Annotated in this window: 15 protein-coding genes; 12 read left to right on the forward strand and 3 right to left on the reverse strand. The window is 72.5% G+C overall.

Annotated features, from left to right (window positions below; genetic code table 11):
- Positions 1-56: 56 nt before the first annotated feature.
- A complete protein-coding gene (locus FLL47_RS02465; RefSeq protein ID WP_144118759.1) occupies positions 57-1,361 on the reverse strand; it encodes an ABC transporter substrate-binding protein in 1,305 nt (434 codons plus the stop codon).
- A gap of 283 nt (positions 1,362-1,644) precedes the next feature.
- Between FLL47_RS02465 and FLL47_RS02470 the strand changes: the two genes are divergently transcribed.
- The 10 genes from FLL47_RS02470 to FLL47_RS02515 all read left to right on the forward strand — a co-directional run bounded on the left by FLL47_RS02470 (position 1,645) and on the right by FLL47_RS02515 (position 13,934).
- The gene (locus FLL47_RS02470) at positions 1,645-2,715 is read left to right on the forward strand and encodes a potassium channel family protein (protein ID WP_144118760.1); all 1,071 of its coding nucleotides are present in this window, start codon (positions 1,645-1,647) and stop codon (positions 2,713-2,715) included.
- Between the two features lie 148 nt (positions 2,716-2,863).
- Complete coding sequence (locus tag FLL47_RS02475; RefSeq protein ID WP_425457641.1) at positions 2,864-3,574, forward strand: pyrimidine reductase family protein; 711 nt, start codon at positions 2,864-2,866, stop codon at positions 3,572-3,574.
- Between the two features lie 185 nt (positions 3,575-3,759).
- Positions 3,760-4,179, forward strand: a complete 420-nt coding sequence (locus tag FLL47_RS02480; RefSeq protein WP_246157452.1) for a SigE family RNA polymerase sigma factor — start codon at positions 3,760-3,762, stop codon at positions 4,177-4,179.
- 70 nt (positions 4,180-4,249) lie between these two features.
- Positions 4,250-5,320, forward strand: a complete 1,071-nt coding sequence (locus FLL47_RS02485; RefSeq protein WP_144118762.1) for a hypothetical protein — start codon at positions 4,250-4,252, stop codon at positions 5,318-5,320.
- A 192-nt stretch (positions 5,321-5,512) separates the two neighbouring features.
- The gene (locus FLL47_RS02490; RefSeq protein ID WP_425457642.1) at positions 5,513-7,264 is read left to right on the forward strand and encodes an ATP-binding protein; all 1,752 of its coding nucleotides are present in this window, start codon (positions 5,513-5,515) and stop codon (positions 7,262-7,264) included.
- A 31-nt stretch (positions 7,265-7,295) separates the two neighbouring features.
- A complete protein-coding gene (locus tag FLL47_RS02495) occupies positions 7,296-8,459 on the forward strand; it encodes an exonuclease SbcCD subunit D (RefSeq protein WP_144118764.1) in 1,164 nt (387 codons plus the stop codon).
- Positions 8,460-8,532: 73 nt separating this feature from the next.
- Complete coding sequence (locus FLL47_RS02500) at positions 8,533-11,010, forward strand: AAA family ATPase (protein ID WP_144118765.1); 2,478 nt, start codon at positions 8,533-8,535, stop codon at positions 11,008-11,010.
- A 23-nt stretch (positions 11,011-11,033) separates the two neighbouring features.
- Positions 11,034-11,993, forward strand: coding sequence for a hypothetical protein (locus tag FLL47_RS02505; protein WP_144118766.1), 960 nt, complete (start codon positions 11,034-11,036; stop codon positions 11,991-11,993).
- A gap of 98 nt (positions 11,994-12,091) precedes the next feature.
- On the forward strand, positions 12,092-13,015 hold the full coding sequence (locus FLL47_RS02510; RefSeq protein WP_246157453.1) for a lytic polysaccharide monooxygenase auxiliary activity family 9 protein: 924 nt from the start codon (positions 12,092-12,094) through the stop codon (positions 13,013-13,015).
- Positions 13,016-13,052: 37 nt separating this feature from the next.
- Entirely contained in the window at positions 13,053-13,934 is an 882-nt protein-coding gene (locus tag FLL47_RS02515; protein ID WP_246157486.1) for a DNA-3-methyladenine glycosylase family protein, read from the forward strand.
- Positions 13,935-13,949: 15 nt separating this feature from the next.
- Here the strand turns inward: FLL47_RS02515 and FLL47_RS02520 are convergent, their stop codons facing one another.
- Positions 13,950-15,695, reverse strand: a complete 1,746-nt coding sequence (locus FLL47_RS02520) for an MOSC and FAD-binding oxidoreductase domain-containing protein (protein ID WP_144118768.1) — start codon at positions 15,693-15,695, stop codon at positions 13,950-13,952.
- A 158-nt stretch (positions 15,696-15,853) separates the two neighbouring features.
- On the opposite strand from FLL47_RS02520, the gene FLL47_RS02525 reads away from it, so the two are divergent.
- Positions 15,854-16,480, forward strand: a complete 627-nt coding sequence (locus FLL47_RS02525) for a CG0192-related protein (RefSeq protein ID WP_144118769.1) — start codon at positions 15,854-15,856, stop codon at positions 16,478-16,480.
- A gap of 67 nt (positions 16,481-16,547) precedes the next feature.
- Entirely contained in the window at positions 16,548-17,132 is a 585-nt protein-coding gene (locus FLL47_RS02530) for a hypothetical protein (protein ID WP_144118770.1), read from the forward strand.
- 134 nt (positions 17,133-17,266) lie between these two features.
- Here FLL47_RS02530 and FLL47_RS02535 read toward each other — a convergent pair whose 3' ends face one another.
- Entirely contained in the window at positions 17,267-18,928 is a 1,662-nt protein-coding gene (locus FLL47_RS02535) for a pectate lyase family protein (protein WP_144118771.1), read from the reverse strand.
- Positions 18,929-18,961: the final 33 nt, after the last annotated feature.

An 18,961-nucleotide genomic window follows, 5' to 3' on the forward strand; every position in this document is an offset into this window, starting at 1 on the left:
CATGGCCGGGGTGCGCGGTCGGCTCGACCGCGCACCCCGGCTTCATCGGGCGTTACTTACTTGGCGGCCTTCTTGCCGTCATCGACGGCGGCCTTCCAGGCGTCGGCAGCCGACTTGGTGCCCTGCTCCACCGTGCGGAGCGCGTTCTCGACCGCGGTGCGCACCGGGGCGTTCTTCGCGCCCAGGTAGACCGGCTTGAGGTCCAGCGCGCCCTTGGCGAAGATGTCGCCGGTCGGGGCGTTGCTGAAGTACTCGTTGACGGCGGCCTTGACGGCCGGGTCGGACAGCGCCTGCGGCGACGAGGGCAGGTTGCCCTTCGACTTGAACGAGGCGGTCTGACCGGCCGGGTTGGTCAGGAACTTGACCAGCTCAGCGGCTTCCTTGGCGTGCTTGGACTGCTTCGGCACGGCGAGGAACGAGCCGCCCCAGTTGCCGCCGCCGCCGGGCGCGGCAGCGATGTCCCACTTGCCCTTGCCGTCGGCGCCGTTCTGCTCGGTGATGTAACCGGTCATCCACGCCGGGCAGGCGATGGTGGCGAACTGGGCCTTCTTGAAGCCGTTGTTCCACTCCTGGGTCCAGGCCTGCAGCTTGGCCGACAGGCCGGCGTCCAGGATCTTGACCGCGAGGTCGTAGGAGTCCTTGACAGCCTGGTTGGTGTCGATCGTGATCGCACCCGACTTGTCGAAGTAGGTGTAGCCCGCGCCCTGACCGGCCTTCTGCATCAGGATCGTGTTGTAGGTGTTGGTCACCGCGTCGATGAAGCCGGCGTCCTTGACCTTGCTCTTGAAGGTCTGACCGGTCTTGATGTAGTCGTCCCAGGTCGGCCACAGGGCCGAGACCGCGGCGCGGTCGGTCGGCAGACCGGCCTTCTTGAACAGGTCGGTGCGGTAGCACATGGCCATCGAGCCCACGTCGGTGCCGAGGCCCAGGATCTTGCCGTCGGCGGTGGTGCCCTGCTGGAACTTCCACGGGATGAAGTTGCCCGCGAGGTCCTTGGCGCCGTGCTCACCCAGGTCGGTGAACAGGTTGGCCTTGTCCAGGTAGGAGATGATCACGCCCTCTTCGAGAGCGACGATGTCACCCGCGCCGGCGCCGGCGGCGAGCCGCTGGGTCAGCTGCTGGTTGTGCGCGTCCAGCTGGGAGCCGGTGCCACGCTCAACGATCTTGATGTTCGGGTGCTCCGCCATGTACTGCTTGTAAAGCTCTTCGTAACCGAAGTTGCCGAAGACATCCACATTCAGGGTGATCGGCTCGCTGCTCGTGGAGCCCTTGGGCTCCTCCGAGCACGCCGCTGCGCCGAGCGTGACGGCAGCAGCGAGTGCGATCGCCGCGAAGGAACGGCGCCGCAGGTTCGTGCTCATCCTGACCCCTCTCAGGTCGTCGATGTGCGGTGGGGGGTGATGCGTAGGGATCGCGTGCCCCGTGTGGCGTGGACCACAAGGTCGGGAGCGCTCCCATGAGATTGCCGTGAGGTTACGTGGGTGTCAAGGGACGTGATGGGAGCGTTCCCATTCTGTTACCTACGTCACTGCATGATCGAGAGAGCCTGGCCAGGAACGACACCCAGGTTGTTGGCCGTTCGACGACTATTAATTCGTTCGTATGGTCAGGGTTGGGCGGCTGATCGTCGGATACTCTCCGAGCATGGCCGGGCCGATGACGAAGACCGCCGCCGCTATCGAGCGCGGGCAGATCAAACTGCCCGAGCGCGAGGTCGCACCGGTCCGCCAGATCGGCCGCCGCGTCCTCTACGGGCTGGGCATCCTGGCCGCCGTCGTGTGCGTGGTGATGGCCGACAGCACCGGCTACAAGGACGGCTCCGACGGGCAGATGAGCTGGCTGGACGCGCTCTACTACGCCACGGTGACGCTGTCCACCACCGGCTACGGCGACATCGTGCCGGTCAGCCCCACCGCCCGGCTGGTGAACGTCCTGGTCATCACCCCGCTGCGGATCGCGTTCCTGGCCATCCTGGTCGGCACCGCGTTCCAGGTGCTCACCAAGAACTATCGTGACCAAGTGCGGCGCGACCGCTGGAGGAAGACCTTGCGAGGGCACACCGTCGTCATCGGATACGGCACCAAGGGCGCCAACGCGATCCGCCAACTGCAGGCCTCCGGCACATCCCCGGACCAGGTGGTGGTGGTCGACAACCGGCAGGAGTACGTCGACGAGGCCAACCGCGACGGGTATGCCGCCGTGCTCGGCGACGCCACCCGGGCGGTGGTGCTGCGGCAGGCCTCGGTGCACACCGCGTCGCGCGTCATCGTGGCCACCAACCGCGACGACACCGCGGTGCTGGCCACCCTCACGGTCCGCCAGCTCAACCCGAAGTGCCTGGTCGCCGTCGCCATCCGGGAGGCCGAGAACGAGCCGCTGCTGCTGCGCTCCGGCGCCGACGCGGTGATCACGTCCTCCGCGGCGGCCGGCCGGCTGCTCGGCGTCGCCGCCAAGTCGCCACTGGTCAGCGAGGTCTTCTCGGACCTGCTGGTGCACGGCGACGGCCTGGAGCTGGTCGAACGCCCGGTACGGCCGGAGGAGATCGGCCGCACGCCGCGCGACTGCCCGGAGCCGGTGGTCGCGGTGCTGCGCGCCGGCAAGGCGCTGCCCTACCAGGAGGTCGTCGCGCTGGAGTCCGGCGACAGCCTGGTCGTGGTCGGCTGCCGGCCACGCAACCGGGCCGGCGCCGTCACCTCGGTCATCGCCACGCCCTGACCGGGACGCGGGCCGGCGGATAAAGTAGTCACATGATCTGCCAGGCGTGCCGGGAGCGGCGCCACCGCGAGTGCCGGGGCCGGTCGTGGTGCGACTGCCAGCACCGGCCGCCACAGCCGACTCCCCCGGCCACCGGGGCGGCGGGCGAGTGATCGCCGGACGACTGACCGCGCTCGACGACGACGACCTGGCGCGGCTGTATCCCCGCGCCGACACCCCGTGGCTGCGGGTGAACTTCGTGTCCAGCCTGGACGGCGCGGTCGCCGTCGACGGGCTGTCCACCGGGCTCTCCGGCGACGACGACAAGCGCGTGTTCCGGCTGCTCCGCAAACTCTGCGACGGGCTGCTCGTCGGCGCGGGCACGCTGCGCGACGAGCACTACCGCCCGCTCACCCTGAATCCGGCCCGCCGGGCCTGGCGCGGCGAGCACGGGCTGCCCGCGTACCCCCGGCTGGTCGTGGTCTCGGCCACGCTGCGGCTGGATCCGGCCGCGCCCGCGCTGGCCGACGCCCCCGTGCGGCCCCTGATCCTCACCGGCCCGGCCGCCGAGCCCGCCGCCCGGCGGGCGCTGGCCCGGGTCGCCGACGTCGCCGACGTCCCCGACCTGGCCGCCGGCCTGCGCCTGCTCCACGGCCAGGGCCTGACCCAGCTCCTCTGCGAGGGCGGCCCGACGCTGCTCGGCTCGCTCGGTGACGAGGACCTGGTCGACGAACTCTGCCTCACCCTCTCCCCCCTGCTGGCAGGCCCCGGCTCCGGCCGCATCACCGCCGGCCCGCCCCACCCGCCCCGCCCCATGACCACCGCCCACGTCCTCACCACCGACGAGGGCTTCCTCCTCACCCGCCACGTCCGCAGGTAAGGAAGGGCACCTGCACATCGCTTTCCGTAGAGGAAGGGCACCTTCTTAACCCTCCATAGGGTTTGACCTGCGGATGTGGAAGCACTGCGGATATGTTCACGGGACCTGCGGGCAGCTCCAGGGCGGCAGGCAACCCCTTCGGTCGACCGAGTGGTAGTACCGGCGACCGACACCCTGGAGGACCGGTGACGCACAGCGACACCTTCGCCGAGTTCGTGGCGACCCGCTCGCCACGGCTGCTCCGCACCGCCTACCTGCCCACCCACGACTGGGGACAGGCGGAGGACCTGCTGCAGACCAGCCAGGTCAAGGCATGGAGCGCGTGGCGGCGCATCGACGCCGATCCCGAGCCGTACGTGCGCCGCATCCTCGTCAACACCTATGCCACCTGGTGGCGGCGGCGCTGGCGGGGTGAGCATCCCACCGAGACGCTGCCCGAACCGGCGGGCAGCGAACCGCACCTGAACGTCGACGCCCGCGACGAGGTGTGGCGGGCGCTGGGCAGGCTGCCCCGCCGCCAGCGGGCCGTGCTGGTGCTGCGTTATTTCGAGGACCTCAGCGAGGCGCAGATCGCCGAGGCGATGGGGGTGTCCGTCGCACCGTGAAGAGCCAGGCCGCCAAGGCGCTGGCCCGCCTGCGGCTGGACGAGTCGCTCACGATCGAGGGGGCCTTCGCATGATCGACCTGAAGGAGCTGCTGGACGACCGCTCCGCCCCTCCCGACGGCCTGAGCCAGCACCTGCGGCTGGACGAGGTGCAGGGCCGGATCGCCACGCGCCGCCGCCGCCGGATGACCGTGGGCGGCGCACTCGCCACGGTGGTCGCTCTGATCCTCATCGGGTACGGCGTGACACCCGCCCTGCGCAGCGCGCCCGAACCCGCGGTCACCCCGAGCCCGCTGCCCCGCCTCATCGAGGGCTTCCCGGAGTATGCCAGCGGCGCCCGCGTGGTGGCCGCCGCGACGTCCGCTCCCGGTGCGACGTCGGTGACCATCACCTTCACCCCCACCACGACGGACCTGCGGATCTTCGACCGGTGCGGACCGGCCACGACCGATGGGGCACTGGAGTACAAACTCACCATCAACGGACACGATTACGGCGGCGGCACCTGCAACGGATCCAGCAGCCCCTACTGGCCGGATCATCCGGACGCAGCGGCAAAACTCGGCATCGAGGTCGGCAGACCCGCCACCATCACGATGACCGCGAAGGCCATGGTGGTCTGGGGTGACGGAGCGGGCCGCAAGACGGAGAGCCGCCCGGTACCCCCGACCGCCTGGCTGAGCGTCGCGGTCGGCGAGCACCTGCCGTTCGCCGACTATCCGCTGCCCCCGCGACCTGCCACCCTCAGCCCGGTCGACTTCACCGACAGGCTGTCGATGGGCGGAGTGCAGCACGCGCCCGACGAGGAGCACCTGTGGCTGCGCAGCGACCCCGCCGACCCGCTGCGCCCGATGAGCGTCACCATCGTCTGGCAGGACCGCTACGACCTGCGGCTGCGGGCGCAGACCCCGGGGACGCTGAGCATCGCGCTCAACGGCGTCGAGGTGGAGTCCCGGTCGTGGTGGGACTACAAGGCGAACGACATCAACACCTACTGGCAGACCGGGACGTTCCGGCCGTACTCATGGGTGACCGGCTTCACGACCCCCGCCCCGGGCTCGCTGGTCACGCTCACCGTCACCCCGCGCGACGTCACCGGAGCCTGGATCGTCCGGGTCATCCCCGGCAAGGAGACCGCCTGACCGACGCCATGATCGCCGTCTCGTGTCGAAAATCGAGGTCTGACCACACCTTTCGACACGAGACAGCGATCATGAACGCGGCGGGCGGCGGCGAGGACCCGGTGTCGGGGTGGCGACACGGGGAGGGGTGCTGGTCACTGTGGGGACGCGAGAACGGTGGCTTTGTCGTTGGTGACCGCTAGGGTTCTGCGGGTGAGCGAGGAGCAGCCGGGAACCCCGGTCGGGCGGGTGCTGGGCACCGAGGACGCGAGTCCGCTGACCTTCTGGGTCGCGGTCGCCGAGGGGTCATACCTGCAGCTGGACGACGTGGTGGTGACCCAGCGGCCGCTGCCCGACATCGGCATGGTCACCATCGCCGGGGTGGTGACCAGCGTGCGGGCCCGCCACGAGGGCGCGAGCTTCGACTCCGACGTGTTCGCCATCGCCGAGGGCATGCTGCCCGCGCAGGTCCAGGAGGCCGCCGAGGTCACCGTCACCCGGGTCGAGCCCGAGGTGTACGTGCCTCCGCTGCCCGGCGCGGTCGCGTTCCGGGCCCAGGGCGCGTCCCGCGACAGCGCGCTGTCGTTCGACCGCATGCAGCGCCGCCTGCCGATCGGCACCGGCCGCGACGGCCAGCCGGTCTACCTCAACGCCGACTTCCTCGACGGCAGCCGGGGCGCACACGTGTCCATCTCCGGCATCTCGGGCGTGGCGACGAAGACCAGCTTCGCGACCTTCCTGCTCTACTCGGTGTTCCGTTCGGGCGTCTTCGGCGGCGACGCGGTCAACACCAAGGCGCTCATCTTCAACGTCAAGGGCGAGGACCTGCTGTTCCTCGACCACCAGAACACCCGCCTGGACGAGCGCACCCGCGCGCAGTATCACAAACTCGGCCTGGAGGCCGCGCCGTTCCCGCAGGTGAGCGTGTTCGCCCCGGCGCGGGCCGGGGACCCGACCGGCAGCCCCGACGTGGCCAGCCGGCTCACCGGCGTGGACCCGTTCTACTGGACGCTGGCGCAGTTCTGCACCGACCGGCTGCTGCCGTACGTGTTCGCCGACGCCGACGACGAGCGGCAGCAGTACACGATGGTGGTGCACTCGGTCACCGCGCAGCTGGCCAAGAACGCGGTGCCGACCGACGGCGGCATCACACTCGACGGCTTCCGGATCAACAGCTACGAGCAGCTCGTCGACCACCTGGTCGAGCAGCTCAACGACGAGGACACCCGGGGCACCTGGTCGGGCAGCTCGGTCGGCATCGGCACGATCAACGCGTTCGCCCGGCGGCTGATCAACAGCAAGCGCGACCTGGCCCGGCTGATCCGCGGCGACCTGCCCGAGCGCCGCGCGCACAGCATCTCCACCGCGGAGAGCGCCCAGGTCACCGTGGTCGACCTGCACAACCTGCCGGACCGCGCGCAGCGCTTCGTGGTCGGCGTGACGCTGAAGACCGAGTTCGAGCGCAAGGAGAAGGCGGGCAGCCCGAAGCCGCTGCTGTTCGTGGTGCTCGACGAGCTGAACAAGTACGCCCCCCGGGACGGCTCCAGCCCGATCAAGGACGTGCTGCTCGACATCGCCGAACGCGGCCGCTCGCTGGGCGTGGTGCTGATCGGCGCGCAGCAGACCGCCTCGGAGGTGGAGCGGCGCATCGTCGCGAACTCGGCGATCCGGGTCGTCGGCCGGCTGGACCCGGCCGAGGCGGGCCGCCCGGAGTACGGCTTCCTGCCGCCCGCGCAGCGCCAGCGGGTGCTGCTGGCCAAGCCGGGCACCATGTTCGTGGGCCAGCCGGAGATCCCGGTGCCGCTGGCGGTGGAGTTCCCGTTCCCGGCCTGGGCGACCCGGCCCAGCGAGGCGGGTCCCGCGCCGCGGGCGACGCTGGCCAGCATGGTCAGCGCCACCGATCCGTTCGCGGTGGTCGGCACCGGCGCCCGCAATGGCATGGCCGACGACGAGATCCCCTTCTGAGGCCCCCGAGCAGCGAGTTTAAGGACTGACGATGCGGATTCTGCACACCTCCGACTGGCACGTCGGCAAGGTGCTCAAGGGCCGCTCCCGCACCGGGGAGCAGATCGCCGCGCTGCACGCGGTGGTCCAGATCGCCCAGGCCGAGCAGCCCGACCTGGTCATCGTCGCCGGCGACCTGTTCGACGTGGCCGCGCCGTCGCCGGAGGCCACGAAGATCGTGACCCGGGCGCTGAGCGCGCTGCGGGCGACCGGGGCGCAGGTCCTCGCCATCGCGGGCAACCACGACAACGGCGCGGCGCTGGACGCGCTGCGCTCCTGGGCCGACGCGGCGGGCATCATCCTGCGCGGCCGGATCAGCGACAACCCGGCCGATCACATCGTCTCCGGCACGACCAAGGGCGGCGAGGCCTGGCGCTGCGTCGCGCTGCCGTTCCTGTCCCAGCGCTACGCCGTGCGCGCGCTGGAGATGTTCGAGCTGACCGAGGCGGAGGCGCAGGCCACGTACGCCGATCACCTGGCGCGGCTGATGTCGCGGCTGGCCGAGCAGGCGTTCGGCGACCCGCAGACGGTCAACCTGCTCACCGCGCACCTGACCGTCGTCGGCGGCACGATGGGCGGCGGCGAGCGCGACGCGCACTGCATCCTCGGCTACGCCGTGCCGTCGTCGGTGTTCCCGGCGAACGCGCACTACGTGGCGCTGGGCCACCTGCACCGGGCGCAGTTGCTGCCGGGCGCCTGCCCGGTCCGCTACAGCGGCTCCCCCATCGCGGTCGACTTCGGCGAGCAGGAGAACCGCCCGAGCGTGACCATGGTCGAGGTGACTGCGGACACCTCCGCGCGGGCCCGCACGGTGGAGCTGCCGAGCGTGACCCCGCTGCGTACGCTGCGCGGCACGCTCGAAGAGCTGACCGCGCAGGCCGCGGCGTCGGCCGACGAGGAGGCCTGGCTGCGGGTGTACGTCGCCGAGCCGCCCCGGGCCGGGCTGCGCGAGCAGGTGCAGGAGCTGTATCCGCGCGCGTTGGAGATCCGGGTGGACCCGTCGGTGCTGCCCGACGCGGCGACCCGCAGCGCCCGGCCGCAGCGCTCGGGCCGCAGCGCACCGGAGCTGTTCTCGGACTACCTGACCCACCGCGGGCACGAGGACACCGCGACGAAGTCCCTGTTCGAGCGCCTCTACACGGAGGTCGCCGGATGAGCGGGCAGACCCCGCCCCGACGCGCGGTGCGCGCCGGGCAGCGGTCCGCGAGCACGACGAGGGAGGTTCGGGCATGAGGCCGCTGCGACTCGATCTGCGCGGGTTCACCGTGTTCCGGGAGCCGACCACCGTCGACCTGACCGACTGCGACTTCTTCGCCCTGGTCGGGCCGACCGGCTCGGGCAAGTCGACGCTGCTCGACGCGATCTGCTTCGCGCTCTACGGCACCGCACCGCGCTGGGGCGGCGGCCGCAGCGTCGCGCATGCGCTCGCGCCGTCGGCGACCGAGGCCGCGGTGCGGCTCATCTTCGAGGCCGGCGGCACCCGGTACGCGGCGACGCGCGTGGTGCGCCGGGACGGCAAGGGCCGGGCCGCGACCCGGGCTGCGGGGCTGCAGGCGCTGACCCCGGGTTTCGACGCGTCCACGCTGGACGGCGACGATCTGCTCGACGAGCTGGGTGAGGCGCTGGCGGGCACGCCGAGCGAGCTGGACCACGCCGTGGCGGACGTGGTCGGGCTGCCGTACGACCAGTTCATCAAGTGCGTCGTGCTGCCGCAGGGCGAGTTCGCGGCTTTTCTGCACGCCAGGCCCGCGGAGCGGCAGGAGATCCTGGTCCGGCTGCTGGGCCTGGACGTCTACGAGAAGATCCGGGAGAAGGCCGCCACGCTGGTCACCGAGGCCAACGTGAAGCTGGCGGCGACCGAACCCGTGCTCAACGAGCTGACCGCGGCCGCCTCCGCCGAGGCGATCGAGGCGGCCGAGCGGCGCGTCGCGCACGCCCGCTCGCTGGCCGCCGACGTGGATGCCGCACTGCCGGAACTGGTCGAGGCGCAGCGCCGGGTCGAGCAGGTCAGCGCTGAGGCGACCGCCGCCGAGCAGCGGCTGCGCGTGCTCACCTCGGTCTCCGCACCTGCCGGGGTGACCACCCTGGCCGAGTCGGCCCGCACCGCTGCGGCCGCCGCGCAGGACGCCGCGATCGCGGTGGGCAGCGCCGAGGAGTCGGAGGAGAAGGTGCGCGCCCAGCTGGAGGCCGCCGCCGACCCGACGGTGCTGCGCGGCCTGCTGGAGGCACACGCCGAGTCGTCACGCCTGCGCACCCAGCTGGCCGAACTGGACGCCGCCGCGTCGCAGGCGCAGCAGCTGCACGACTCCGCGCTCGGCGCGCAGCAGGCGGCCGTCGCCCGCCAGGCCCAGGCCGAGCGGGCGCTGGCCGAGGCGCAGCAGGCCCTGCAGGCGGCGCAGACCTCCGACCGGGCCGCCTGGCTGCGCCGGGACCTGAAGGCGGGCCACGCCTGCCCGGTCTGCACCCAGCACGTGGCGACGGTGCCGGCGATGCCCGACCAGCCCGCGATGACCGCCGCCAAGCGGGTCGTCGAGCAGGCCGAGCAGGCCGTGGCCACCACCCGCGCCGGGCGCGAGCAACTCGACCGCAAGGTCAACGAGGCGAGTGTGCGGCACGCGAAGGCGTCCGCGCAGCGCGAGCAGCTCGGCGTGCGCGCCGCCGAGGTCGCCCGGGTGCTGCAGGGCGCCGCGCCGGTGCCCCGGTTGCGCGAGCAGCTGACCGCGGCGGAGGCGCTGCGGCGTGAGCTGACCGCGGCCACCGCCGTGCTGCGTACCGCGCGGGAGGAGCAGCGCCGAGCCGCCGCGGTCGCGCAGCAGGCCCAGGACCGGCTGACCGCCGGCTGGCGCTCGTTCGACGCGGCCCGGGACACGGTCGCCGCGTTGGCGCCGCCCGCCGCGGACCGGGACGACCTCGCCGCCGCCTGGCGCACCCTCGACGGCTGGGCCCGGGAGCAGGCGAGCGCCGCCCAGGCCGAGCGGGACGGCGAGCGGGCCCGCCTGACGCAGGCCCGCGAGCATGCGGCCGCGCTGGTGCACCGGCTCGACGAGCTGTTCGCCGCCGCCGAGCTGCCCCGCCCCGGGGCCGGGGAGCACCAGCGGGCCGCCGCGGTGACCGTGGAGCGCATGGCCGCCGCCCGGGACATGCTGCTGGAGCGGCGCGCCCAGGCCGAGACGCTGCGGGCGCAGCGGGCGGTGATCGAGACCGACCGGCAGGTGGCCACCGCGCTCGCCACCCACCTGCGGGCCAACAACTTCGAGGCCTGGCTGCTGCAGGAAGCTCTCGACGCGCTGGTGGACGGGGCGTCGGCGATCCTGCGGGAGCTGTCCGGCGGGCAGTACGACCTGATCCACGAGGACCGCGAGTTCTTCGTGGTCGACCACCACGACGCGGGGCTGCGGCGCACGGTGCGCACGCTGTCCGGCGGCGAGACGTTCCAGGCCTCGCTGGCGCTGGCACTGGCGCTGGCCGACCAGCTCGGCGGCCTGTCGCCGACGGCGAGCCTGGAGTCCATCATGCTCGACGAAGGCTTCGGCACATTGGACGCGTCCACTCTGGACACGGTCGCGGCCACGCTGGAGAACCTCGCGGCGACGGGTGACCGCATGGTCGGCGTCGTGACACACGTCCAGGCGCTGGCAGAGCGCATTCCGGTCCGCTTCGAGATCAGCAAGGACGCCCGCACCGCCCGCGTGGAGCGGGTCGGATAGACGAGAGCTGGTAGACAGATCTCATGAAGTTCCATGTGGACGCCTGGGATCCCGGCTTCGGCGCCAGTCTCGACGGCGCGGAGCGGGGGCCCGCCGAGGCCAGCAGCGCCAAGCTCGACGCCGAGATCGAGCTGCCGGCGTCGGCCTGGCAACCCCTGGACACCCCGCCGGGCGTACGCGCCCCCGACGTGGTGCTGCTCGTCGACGGCGTACGCCGTACCGACGCCCGGCTGTGGATCGAGGACCACGACGGCGTGACCCGCCCCGGCCTGGCCTGCTCCTACGCGGCCGGCGTGGTGCGCTGCGAGCGCTCGTCCGGCGCGAGCGTCACCGGCGTGAAGGTCGAGCGAACCCTGTTCACCGCCGCCGAGCGTCCCTCCGACGTGGACGCCGGGCAGGCTGCCCGCTACCGCGCGGAGACCATCGTCGGCGCGGACGAGGGCGACCTGTCCAACGGTGTGCAGCGGGCGCTGACCGAGCTGGAGATCGAGGTGTCCCGGCAACTGCGCGAGGACGGCGACCTGCTGATCGTGGACGGGCCGCTGCGCAGCCGCGACGCGCTGCCGCGCACCCTGGGCTACATCAAGACCCAGCAGAAGCAGTACCTGCCGGATCGCCTCATCAGCGTGGTCGCCGCGCTGCAGCCCGCGCAGCGCACCCCGGTCTTCCGGATCGCCGGCGTGTACGAGCGGCTCACCTGGTATCTGCGCCTGCCGCACGGCGGCAGCTCCCCGTGGGCGGGCATCGTGCGTGTGGAGTGCTCGGCCGAGGTCCCCGAGCACCAGGCCGTCGCGCTGGCCGAGCTGTCCACGGCCACGATCCCCCGCTTCGCCTCGCTGCCCTACAAGGACCCGCGCGCCCCGCAGAATCTGGTGCCCATCGCCGGCCTGGAGAAGAAGCTCCGCCACCTGCTCGGCGACGGCAAGCTCCTGCACCGCTCGCTGGCGCTGGCCGCCCAGCGCGGGCCCTCCGCCGCCGCGTAACGGTCTGGGCGCAGCCCATTGATCAGTATGGACGTGAGGCGTAAATTCATCTCTTAGTTAAGTTTCCTTATTGGAACTTCCACAGAGAGGTGGAACGCATGCGCGCCGTTACCCGCGCTGCCCTCGCCACGACGCTGCTGGCCCTCGCCCCGACCCTCGCCGTGGTCGCCCTGTCCGGTCCCGCGTCGAGCCACGGCACCATGACCACCCCCGCCAGCCGGGTCTACACGTGCTACCTGGAGGGTCCGGAATCCCCGGACACGCCCGCCTGCCAGGCCGTCGTCGCCCTCGGCGGCACCCAGCCGCTCTACGACTGGAACGAGGTGAACATCGCCAACGCCGCCGGGCAGCACCGCAGCATCATCCCCGACGGCAAGCTGTGCAGCGCCAACCGCAGCAAGTACGCCGGGCTCGACCTGGGCCGCAGCGACTGGAAGACCACCACGCTGCCCGCGTCCGGGGCGTACACCTTCCGCATCCGCGCCACCGCCCCGCACCTGGGCAGCTGGCAGCTCTACATCACCCGGCCCGGCTACAACCCGGCCACCCCGCTGCGCTGGGGCGATCTGGAGGCCAGCCCGTTCCTGACCGTCACCAATCCGGCGGTCGTCGACGGCTACTACAGCCTCTCCGGGAACATCCCGTCCGGGCACCCCGGTCGCCACCTGATCTACATGATCTGGCAGCGCTCGGACAGCCCGGAGGCGTTCTACTCGTGCGCCGACGTGGTCATCGGCGGCACCGTCCCGTCGCCGCCGGCCTCACCCAGTGCGTCGCCGCGGCCGAGCACATCCCCGTCGGCCGGCGCCTCACCGTCGCCGAGCGTGTCGCCGTCGAAGTCACCGAGCACCAGCCCGTCGGCCAGCCCGACCGGGTCGTACCCGGCGTGGGCGCCCGGCGTCAGCTACGCCACCGGCACCCGGGTGACCTACCAGGGCGTCGTCTACTCCTGCCGCCAGGCGCACACCTCGCTGAGCGGCTGGGAGCCCGCCACCACCCCCGCACTGTGGCTGGCCGTCTGAGCGTGGCAGATTCGATGCCGTGACCGAGCGACACGAGCTGCCTGAGCGATACGACATCGTCGGTACGCTCGGGCAGCTCAGCCTCGGCCGGCACGACCCCTGCGCACGCTGGATCGACGGCGTCTACTGGCTGGCTGCCCGGACCCCGCAAGGTCCGGGCAGCCTGGCGCTGCGCGCCGCGGGCCGGTTCCTGCAGGTCGAGGCGTACGGCGAGGGCGCCGCCTGGCTGGCCGAGCAGGCCGATGCGATCGCCGGGCTACGCGACGACGTCGCCGGGTTCGCCGAGCTGTCGAAGGCGCACCCGCTGGTCGCCCGGCTGGCCCGCGAGCACGCCGGGCTGCGCCTGCCGACGACCCGCCTGGCGTTCCCCCGGCTGCTACGGGCGGTATGCGAGCAGAAAGTCACCGGCACCGAGGCCTACCGCGCGTACGCCGCGATCGTCCGCAGGTTCGGCACCAGGGCACCCGGCCCGGTGGAGAACCTCTGGCTGCCCCCCGAGCCGGAGATCATCGCAACCACCCCGTACTACGAGTTCCACCCGCTCGGCCTGGAGCAGCGGCGAGCCGACACGCTGCGGCGGGTCGCCGCCCAGGCCGGCCGGCTGGAACGCCGCCCCGACAGCGCGGCCCTGACCGCGCACCTGCTCACCATCCGCGGCATCGGTCCGTGGACCGCCGCGGAGACGGCGGCCGTGGTGTTCGGCGACCCCGACGCGGTCAGCGTCGGCGACTTCCACCTGCCGAACTTCGTCTGCTACGCGCTGGCCGGGGAGCCCCGCGGCACCGACGCCCGGATGCTGGAGCTGCTCGCCCCGTTCGCCGGGCAGCGCGGCCGGGTCTGCCACCTCATCGAGGTCTCCGGCATCGGCGCGCCCAAGTACGGCCCCCGGATGCCGATCCGCAGTTTCAAGACGTTCTGACCGGGCGGCGCCCTGTCACAGGTCGAGGGCCAGCTCGGTGGTCGGCTCGGAGCAGCAGATCAGCAGGTTGCCGTCGCCGGGGGCGTCGACGGGTTCGGGCGAGTACGCCACCTTGCCCGACAGCAGACCGCTCTCGCAGGTGTGGCACACCCCGGTCCGGCAGGACCAGCGCACCGGCACGTCGCAGGCTTCGGCGAGTTCGAGCAGGCTGGCGTAGTCCGGCCCCCAGGGCACGGTCAGCCCGCTGCGAACGAAGGACACCGCCGGACCTGGTCCGGGCGGGCCGTCCGGCGGGTGCGGCGGCCGCGCGGGCGCGGCGGCGATGCCGGGGGTCAGTCCCGGTTCCGAGCCGAACAGCTCGCTGTGCACCCGTCCCGGGTTCAGTCCCAGCTCACCCAGCGCGGCGGTGACCTCCCGGGTGAAGTCGGCCGGGCCGCACAGATAGGCGGCGGTGTCCGGAGGCAGGCCCAGCCCGCGCAGCACGTCGGCGGTGATCCGGCCCGCGGTGGTGAAGTCCCGGTCCGGCCGGTCCTCGGGAGCGGGTCGGCTGTAGCAGATCTGGACGTGCGCGTGTGGGAGCCGTCCGAGCAGCTCCCGGCTCTCCGCCGCGAAGGCGTGCTCGGCGCGGTCACGCGCGCCGTGCACCCACCACACCGCCCGGTCCGGCTGCGAAGCGGCGAGGGCGTGCAGCATGGCCATCATCGGCGTGGCGCCGATCCCGGCCGACAGCAGCAGCACCGGCTGCTCGCCGGAGTCGAGGGTGAACGAGCCGCGCGGCGCGGCAGCCTCGACGGTCAGGCCCGGCCGGGCGTTGGCGCGCAGGTACGCCCCCGCCGCGCCGTGCGGCTCCTGCTTCACGCTGATCCGGTACATCGCGTCGCCGGGCGTCCCGGACAGCGAGTAGCTGCGGATCAGCGGCCCGTCCGCGGCGGGCAGCCGCACCGTCAGGAACTGGCCGGGCAGCGCCGCGGGTAACGGGGACCCGTCAGCGGCGGCCAGGTGCAGCGAGAACACGTCACGGGCCTCCTCGTCGAGGGCGGTGACGATCAGCGGCCGGAATCCGGCCCACGCGGGCGGTGCACCGGTGGTGGCCAGCCCCGGGTTGCCCGACCGTCCGTCGGCCTGGTCGAGCAGCGCCCGCATCGACGCCTGCCAGCCGGGGCTCAGCGCCGGGATCCGCAGGGCCCGCGCGGCGTCGTCGCGGGAGTGGCCGGGCAGGTACAGCAGGGCGTCGATCTCGGCCACCGTCATCGCCTCGGGCCCGGTGGACAGTCTCACGAACTCGTCACCGGCCCGCACCAGGCCCTCGGTCAGCACTCGCAGGTAGAAGCCCGGCCGGCGGTGCGCGACCATCAGCGCCGCCATCCGCGGCTCGTTCATCCGCAGCCCCACCCGGTAACAGGTCACCCGCGGCTGCGTCACCTCGACCACTGCCTCACCGATGCGGTAGCGGTCGCCGATGCACACCTCGTCGTCGGGCAGTCCGTCGACGGTGAAGTTCTCGCCGAACTGACCGGGCACGAAGTCGTCGCGGCCCAGCACCCGCTGCCAGTAGCGGTAGGAGTCCTGCTGGTACACGAGCACCGCGCGCTGCTCGCCGCCGTGCCCGCCGAGGTCGCCCTGGCCGTCGCCGTCGAGGTTGAGCCGGCGCAGCATCACCGGGCCGTCCACAGCCTGTTTCCACACCCCGGTGTACACGGTCCGCCCGCGCCAGTCGACGTCCTTGGGCAGGCCGACGTTCACCGCCGTCAAGGTGGCCACCCGTCCGAACCTACGCGCCACGCGTACGCCCGGCGCAGCTTTGCCGATCTCAGCCGTATCGCCGCACGGGGCCGCCTGCCGCGTTTCGCCGGTGCCGCGTGCCACCGCCCGGAAGCGACCCCGTCGGGCGTTCCGGCCCGGCGTTTACGATGCCGGACATGGCACTTCTGTACCGCGCGGACATCCGACCGACCAAGCTCGAACTGATCGACTCCTGGCTGCCCACCCGTTCCTGGTACCAGGGGCCGGCGGCGCCTGGCGCGCACCGGGTGGCCGCGTGCCGCTTCGACGACCCCGACGGCGAGGTCGGCGTCGAGACGATTCTGGTCCAGGCAGATGACGGCCCGGTGCTGCACGTCCCGCTCACCTACCGGGGTGCGCCGCTGCCCGGCGGTGAGCCGTGGCTCGTCGGCACCACGGAGCACTCCGTGCTCGGCAGGCGCTGGGTGTACGACGCCGCCGGCGACCCGGTCTACCTGCAGACGCTGACCACCGCGATCCTCACCGGCGGTGGCGAGGCCGAGGAGTTCGTCGACGTCGACGGCCGGCCGGAGAAGCGGGCCGCGGCCATGTCGCTGCGCGGCAGCGGCGTCCCGGGCACCACCGTTCCGGTCGTCGGCGCGATCGAGCAGACCACCGACGGCGACCCGACCCGTGTCGTCACCGGCGCGGTCGAGCTGACCGTGCACCGGGTGCTCGGCTCCGCCGTCGGCAGCGGACTCGTGCTCACCGGCTCCTGGGACGGCGGATCGCCGACCGTCCTGGCCCAGGCGACGCTGCGCTGATCTGGGCCTTCGGGCCGACCGCACGCGGGCGGTGGCGCACCTCGCCCGCGTGCGGTATCCACAAGGGATGACCGCGCCGGAGAACAAGCCGTCCAAGCGCCGCTGGGGCGCAACCCAGTGGGCCCTCCTGGGACTCGTGCTGGCCGCCCTCATCGGCGTGACCGTGGCGCTGCTCAACCAGTCGTTACCCGGCCGATCCCCCGTAGCCACCGGCTCCGCACCGCCACCACCCGCCGCCACCGGCTCCGGGCCGCCACCGGCCGCCACCCCGTCCGCGGCGCCGTCGCCGTCCCCGGTCGGCTTCCAATTGACCAGCGCCGCCGCCGTGCCGCGGTGCGCGGACCTCACCGGGCAGGGCAGCAAGCCGCCGGGCCGGGAGGTCGGGCTGTTCGTCCAGCGCCCGGGCGACCCGAAGTACTACTGGGAGAAGCTCCTGAAGTTCGACGGCGACACGTGGCGGGCCGAGCGCGTGGTGATCGGCACGTCCGGCGATTCCGGCAAGGACTTCAACCTGGTCCTCGTGCCGATGTCGGGGCAGGCCGTGGCGGAGTTCAGCAAGCACGACGGCACCGCGTACGCCGTCGAAAACCCACCCGTCGCCCCCATCGCCACCTTCCGCGTCACCCGCACCACCACCCTCGGCTCCTGCTGACCCGTCCGCGTTCCCGCGTTGATCATGAACTTGTGGCACGGCTCGACGGCGTGTCACAGCCACAACTTCATGATCAACTCAGGTGAGGGGCCCCGGCCGGTGGGGCGGCCGGGACGCCGCCCCACCGCCCACCGTCAGATCCGTCCCACGCCGGCGCCCGCGGTCACTGCCGCGGGCACGGTGCCCGGGGCCGCCACGGTATAGGCGTAGGACGTGCCGGGGTCGGCCACCGTGCCGGAGACCTCGCAGGTTCCGGAGCCGACGAACACGTTGTTGCGCTGGACGAGCCGGCCCGGGCCGCTGTCGGCGTAGCCGCTCGCCGAGAAGCAGGGGAACGGCACGTCCTGGAAGTAGTTGCCCTCCAGCAGGACGCCGCCGTCCTGGGTGGACGCGACGCCGTACAGCTCGTTGGCCAGGAAGTAGTTGTTGTAGACGTGCACCGGGTCGCCCCAGCGCACGCGGGGGTGGCGCTGGCGGCTGTGGTCGAAGAAGTTGTGGTGGATGGTCACCTTGAGGTGGCCGACGTCCTCGCTCGCGCTGCCGTCGGAGTGGCCGATCAGCATCGACTTGTCGGTGTGGTCGAAGTGGTTCCAGGAGACGGTCACGTACTCCGCGCCGCGGACGATGTCGATGGAGCCGTCGACGGGGGCCACGAAGCGGTTGTGGTCGATCCAGACGTGGTGCGAGTTCTGGCCCACGTTGACCGCGTCGTCCTCGGCGCCAGTGAAGGTCAGGTTCCTGACGATCACGTTGTACGAGCGGTAGAAGTCGAACCCGCCGCCGCTGATCGTCGCGTTGGAGCCGAGCCCGACGATCGTCTTGTTCGGGCGTACCCCCCGCTTGCTGTCGATGGTGATCGTGCCCTGCACCTGGATGACCATCGGCCCGATGGCGTCGATGGCGGCCAGCAGCTCAGCCGTGGTGTCGACCACCACCGTCGGGCCGCCCACGCCGCCGTAGGTGCCGTTCTGGCCAAGTGCATTCACGCTCGCAAATCCGTCGGCCTGGTTCGGCGGCACCGGGCCGGGGCTGGTGCTCGGCGACGGGCTCGGCGGCCGCGACGGGGAGGCGCTCGGGCGCGGGCTGCTGCTCGGGCTCGGTGACGCGCTCGCGGAGGCGGACGGGCTCGGTGCGGGTGACGCGCTGGCCGAGGGTGACGGCGGCGGGCTGACACTCGGGCTCGGCGGGGTGCCGGGGCCGCCGTCGACGGTCACGTCGTCGAAGGCCGCGCTCGCGTAGGACGCCGACAGGCCGACCCGCCCGGCGGCGAACGTGCCGTCGGTCGCGGTCAGCAGGGTCGCCCCGTTGACCGCGCCGGACAGCTGGGAGCCGCTGACCCGCAGCGCGAGCGTGTACCAGGTGCCGGTGGTGACGCCCACCGGCGCGCTGGCGAGGGTCGTCACGCCGCCGCCGGAGACCCGGCGCAGCTGCGCCGTCCCGCCGCCGGTCAGCACGAGCGCGTAGAAGCTGGTCATGTTCTGGGCGCGGGCGACGACACCCGCCGACCGGGTGCTGTTGCCGAACGCCGTCGGCTGCACCCGGGCCTGGACCGTGTAGTCGATCCACGCGGTCGAGCCCGCCTGGGCCTTGGCGTCCGCGCCGGTGCTCGACTGGCGGTAGGCCTGGCCGGACACCGACCAGCTGCCGCCCGAGGTCGACCAGCCGCTCGCGTTGCCGTCGGCGAAGTCGTCGCTGAGCAGCGTGGCCGCGTCGGCCCGGCTGACCGCGACGGCGCTGAACGCCACCGTCGCGGCGAGCACGGCCGTGGCGACCCACGCCCGGTGTGCCGCCCTCATGCCGCCACCTCGACAGACTCGTCGACGGCGAAG

Source organism: Catellatospora sichuanensis, assembly GCF_007483665.1.
GTDB lineage: Bacteria > Actinomycetota > Actinomycetes > Mycobacteriales > Micromonosporaceae > Catellatospora > Catellatospora sichuanensis.

Coding starts and splice junctions, on each gene's coding strand:
- FLL47_RS02465 (WP_144118759.1), bottom strand. CDS start 1,361: ATGAGCACGAACCTGCGGCGCCGTTCCTTCGCGGCGATCGCACTCGCT.
- FLL47_RS02470 (WP_144118760.1), top strand. CDS start 1,645: ATGGCCGGGCCGATGACGAAGACCGCCGCCGCTATCGAGCGCGGGCAG.
- FLL47_RS02485 (WP_144118762.1), top strand. CDS start 4,250: ATGATCGACCTGAAGGAGCTGCTGGACGACCGCTCCGCCCCTCCCGAC.
- FLL47_RS02495 (WP_144118764.1), top strand. CDS start 7,296: ATGCGGATTCTGCACACCTCCGACTGGCACGTCGGCAAGGTGCTCAAG.
- FLL47_RS02500 (WP_144118765.1), top strand. CDS start 8,533: ATGAGGCCGCTGCGACTCGATCTGCGCGGGTTCACCGTGTTCCGGGAG.
- FLL47_RS02505 (WP_144118766.1), top strand. CDS start 11,034: ATGAAGTTCCATGTGGACGCCTGGGATCCCGGCTTCGGCGCCAGTCTC.
- FLL47_RS02510 (WP_246157453.1), top strand. CDS start 12,092: ATGCGCGCCGTTACCCGCGCTGCCCTCGCCACGACGCTGCTGGCCCTC.
- FLL47_RS02525 (WP_144118769.1), top strand. CDS start 15,854: ATGGCACTTCTGTACCGCGCGGACATCCGACCGACCAAGCTCGAACTG.
- FLL47_RS02530 (WP_144118770.1), top strand. CDS start 16,548: ATGACCGCGCCGGAGAACAAGCCGTCCAAGCGCCGCTGGGGCGCAACC.
- FLL47_RS02535 (WP_144118771.1), bottom strand. CDS start 18,928: ATGAGGGCGGCACACCGGGCGTGGGTCGCCACGGCCGTGCTCGCCGCG.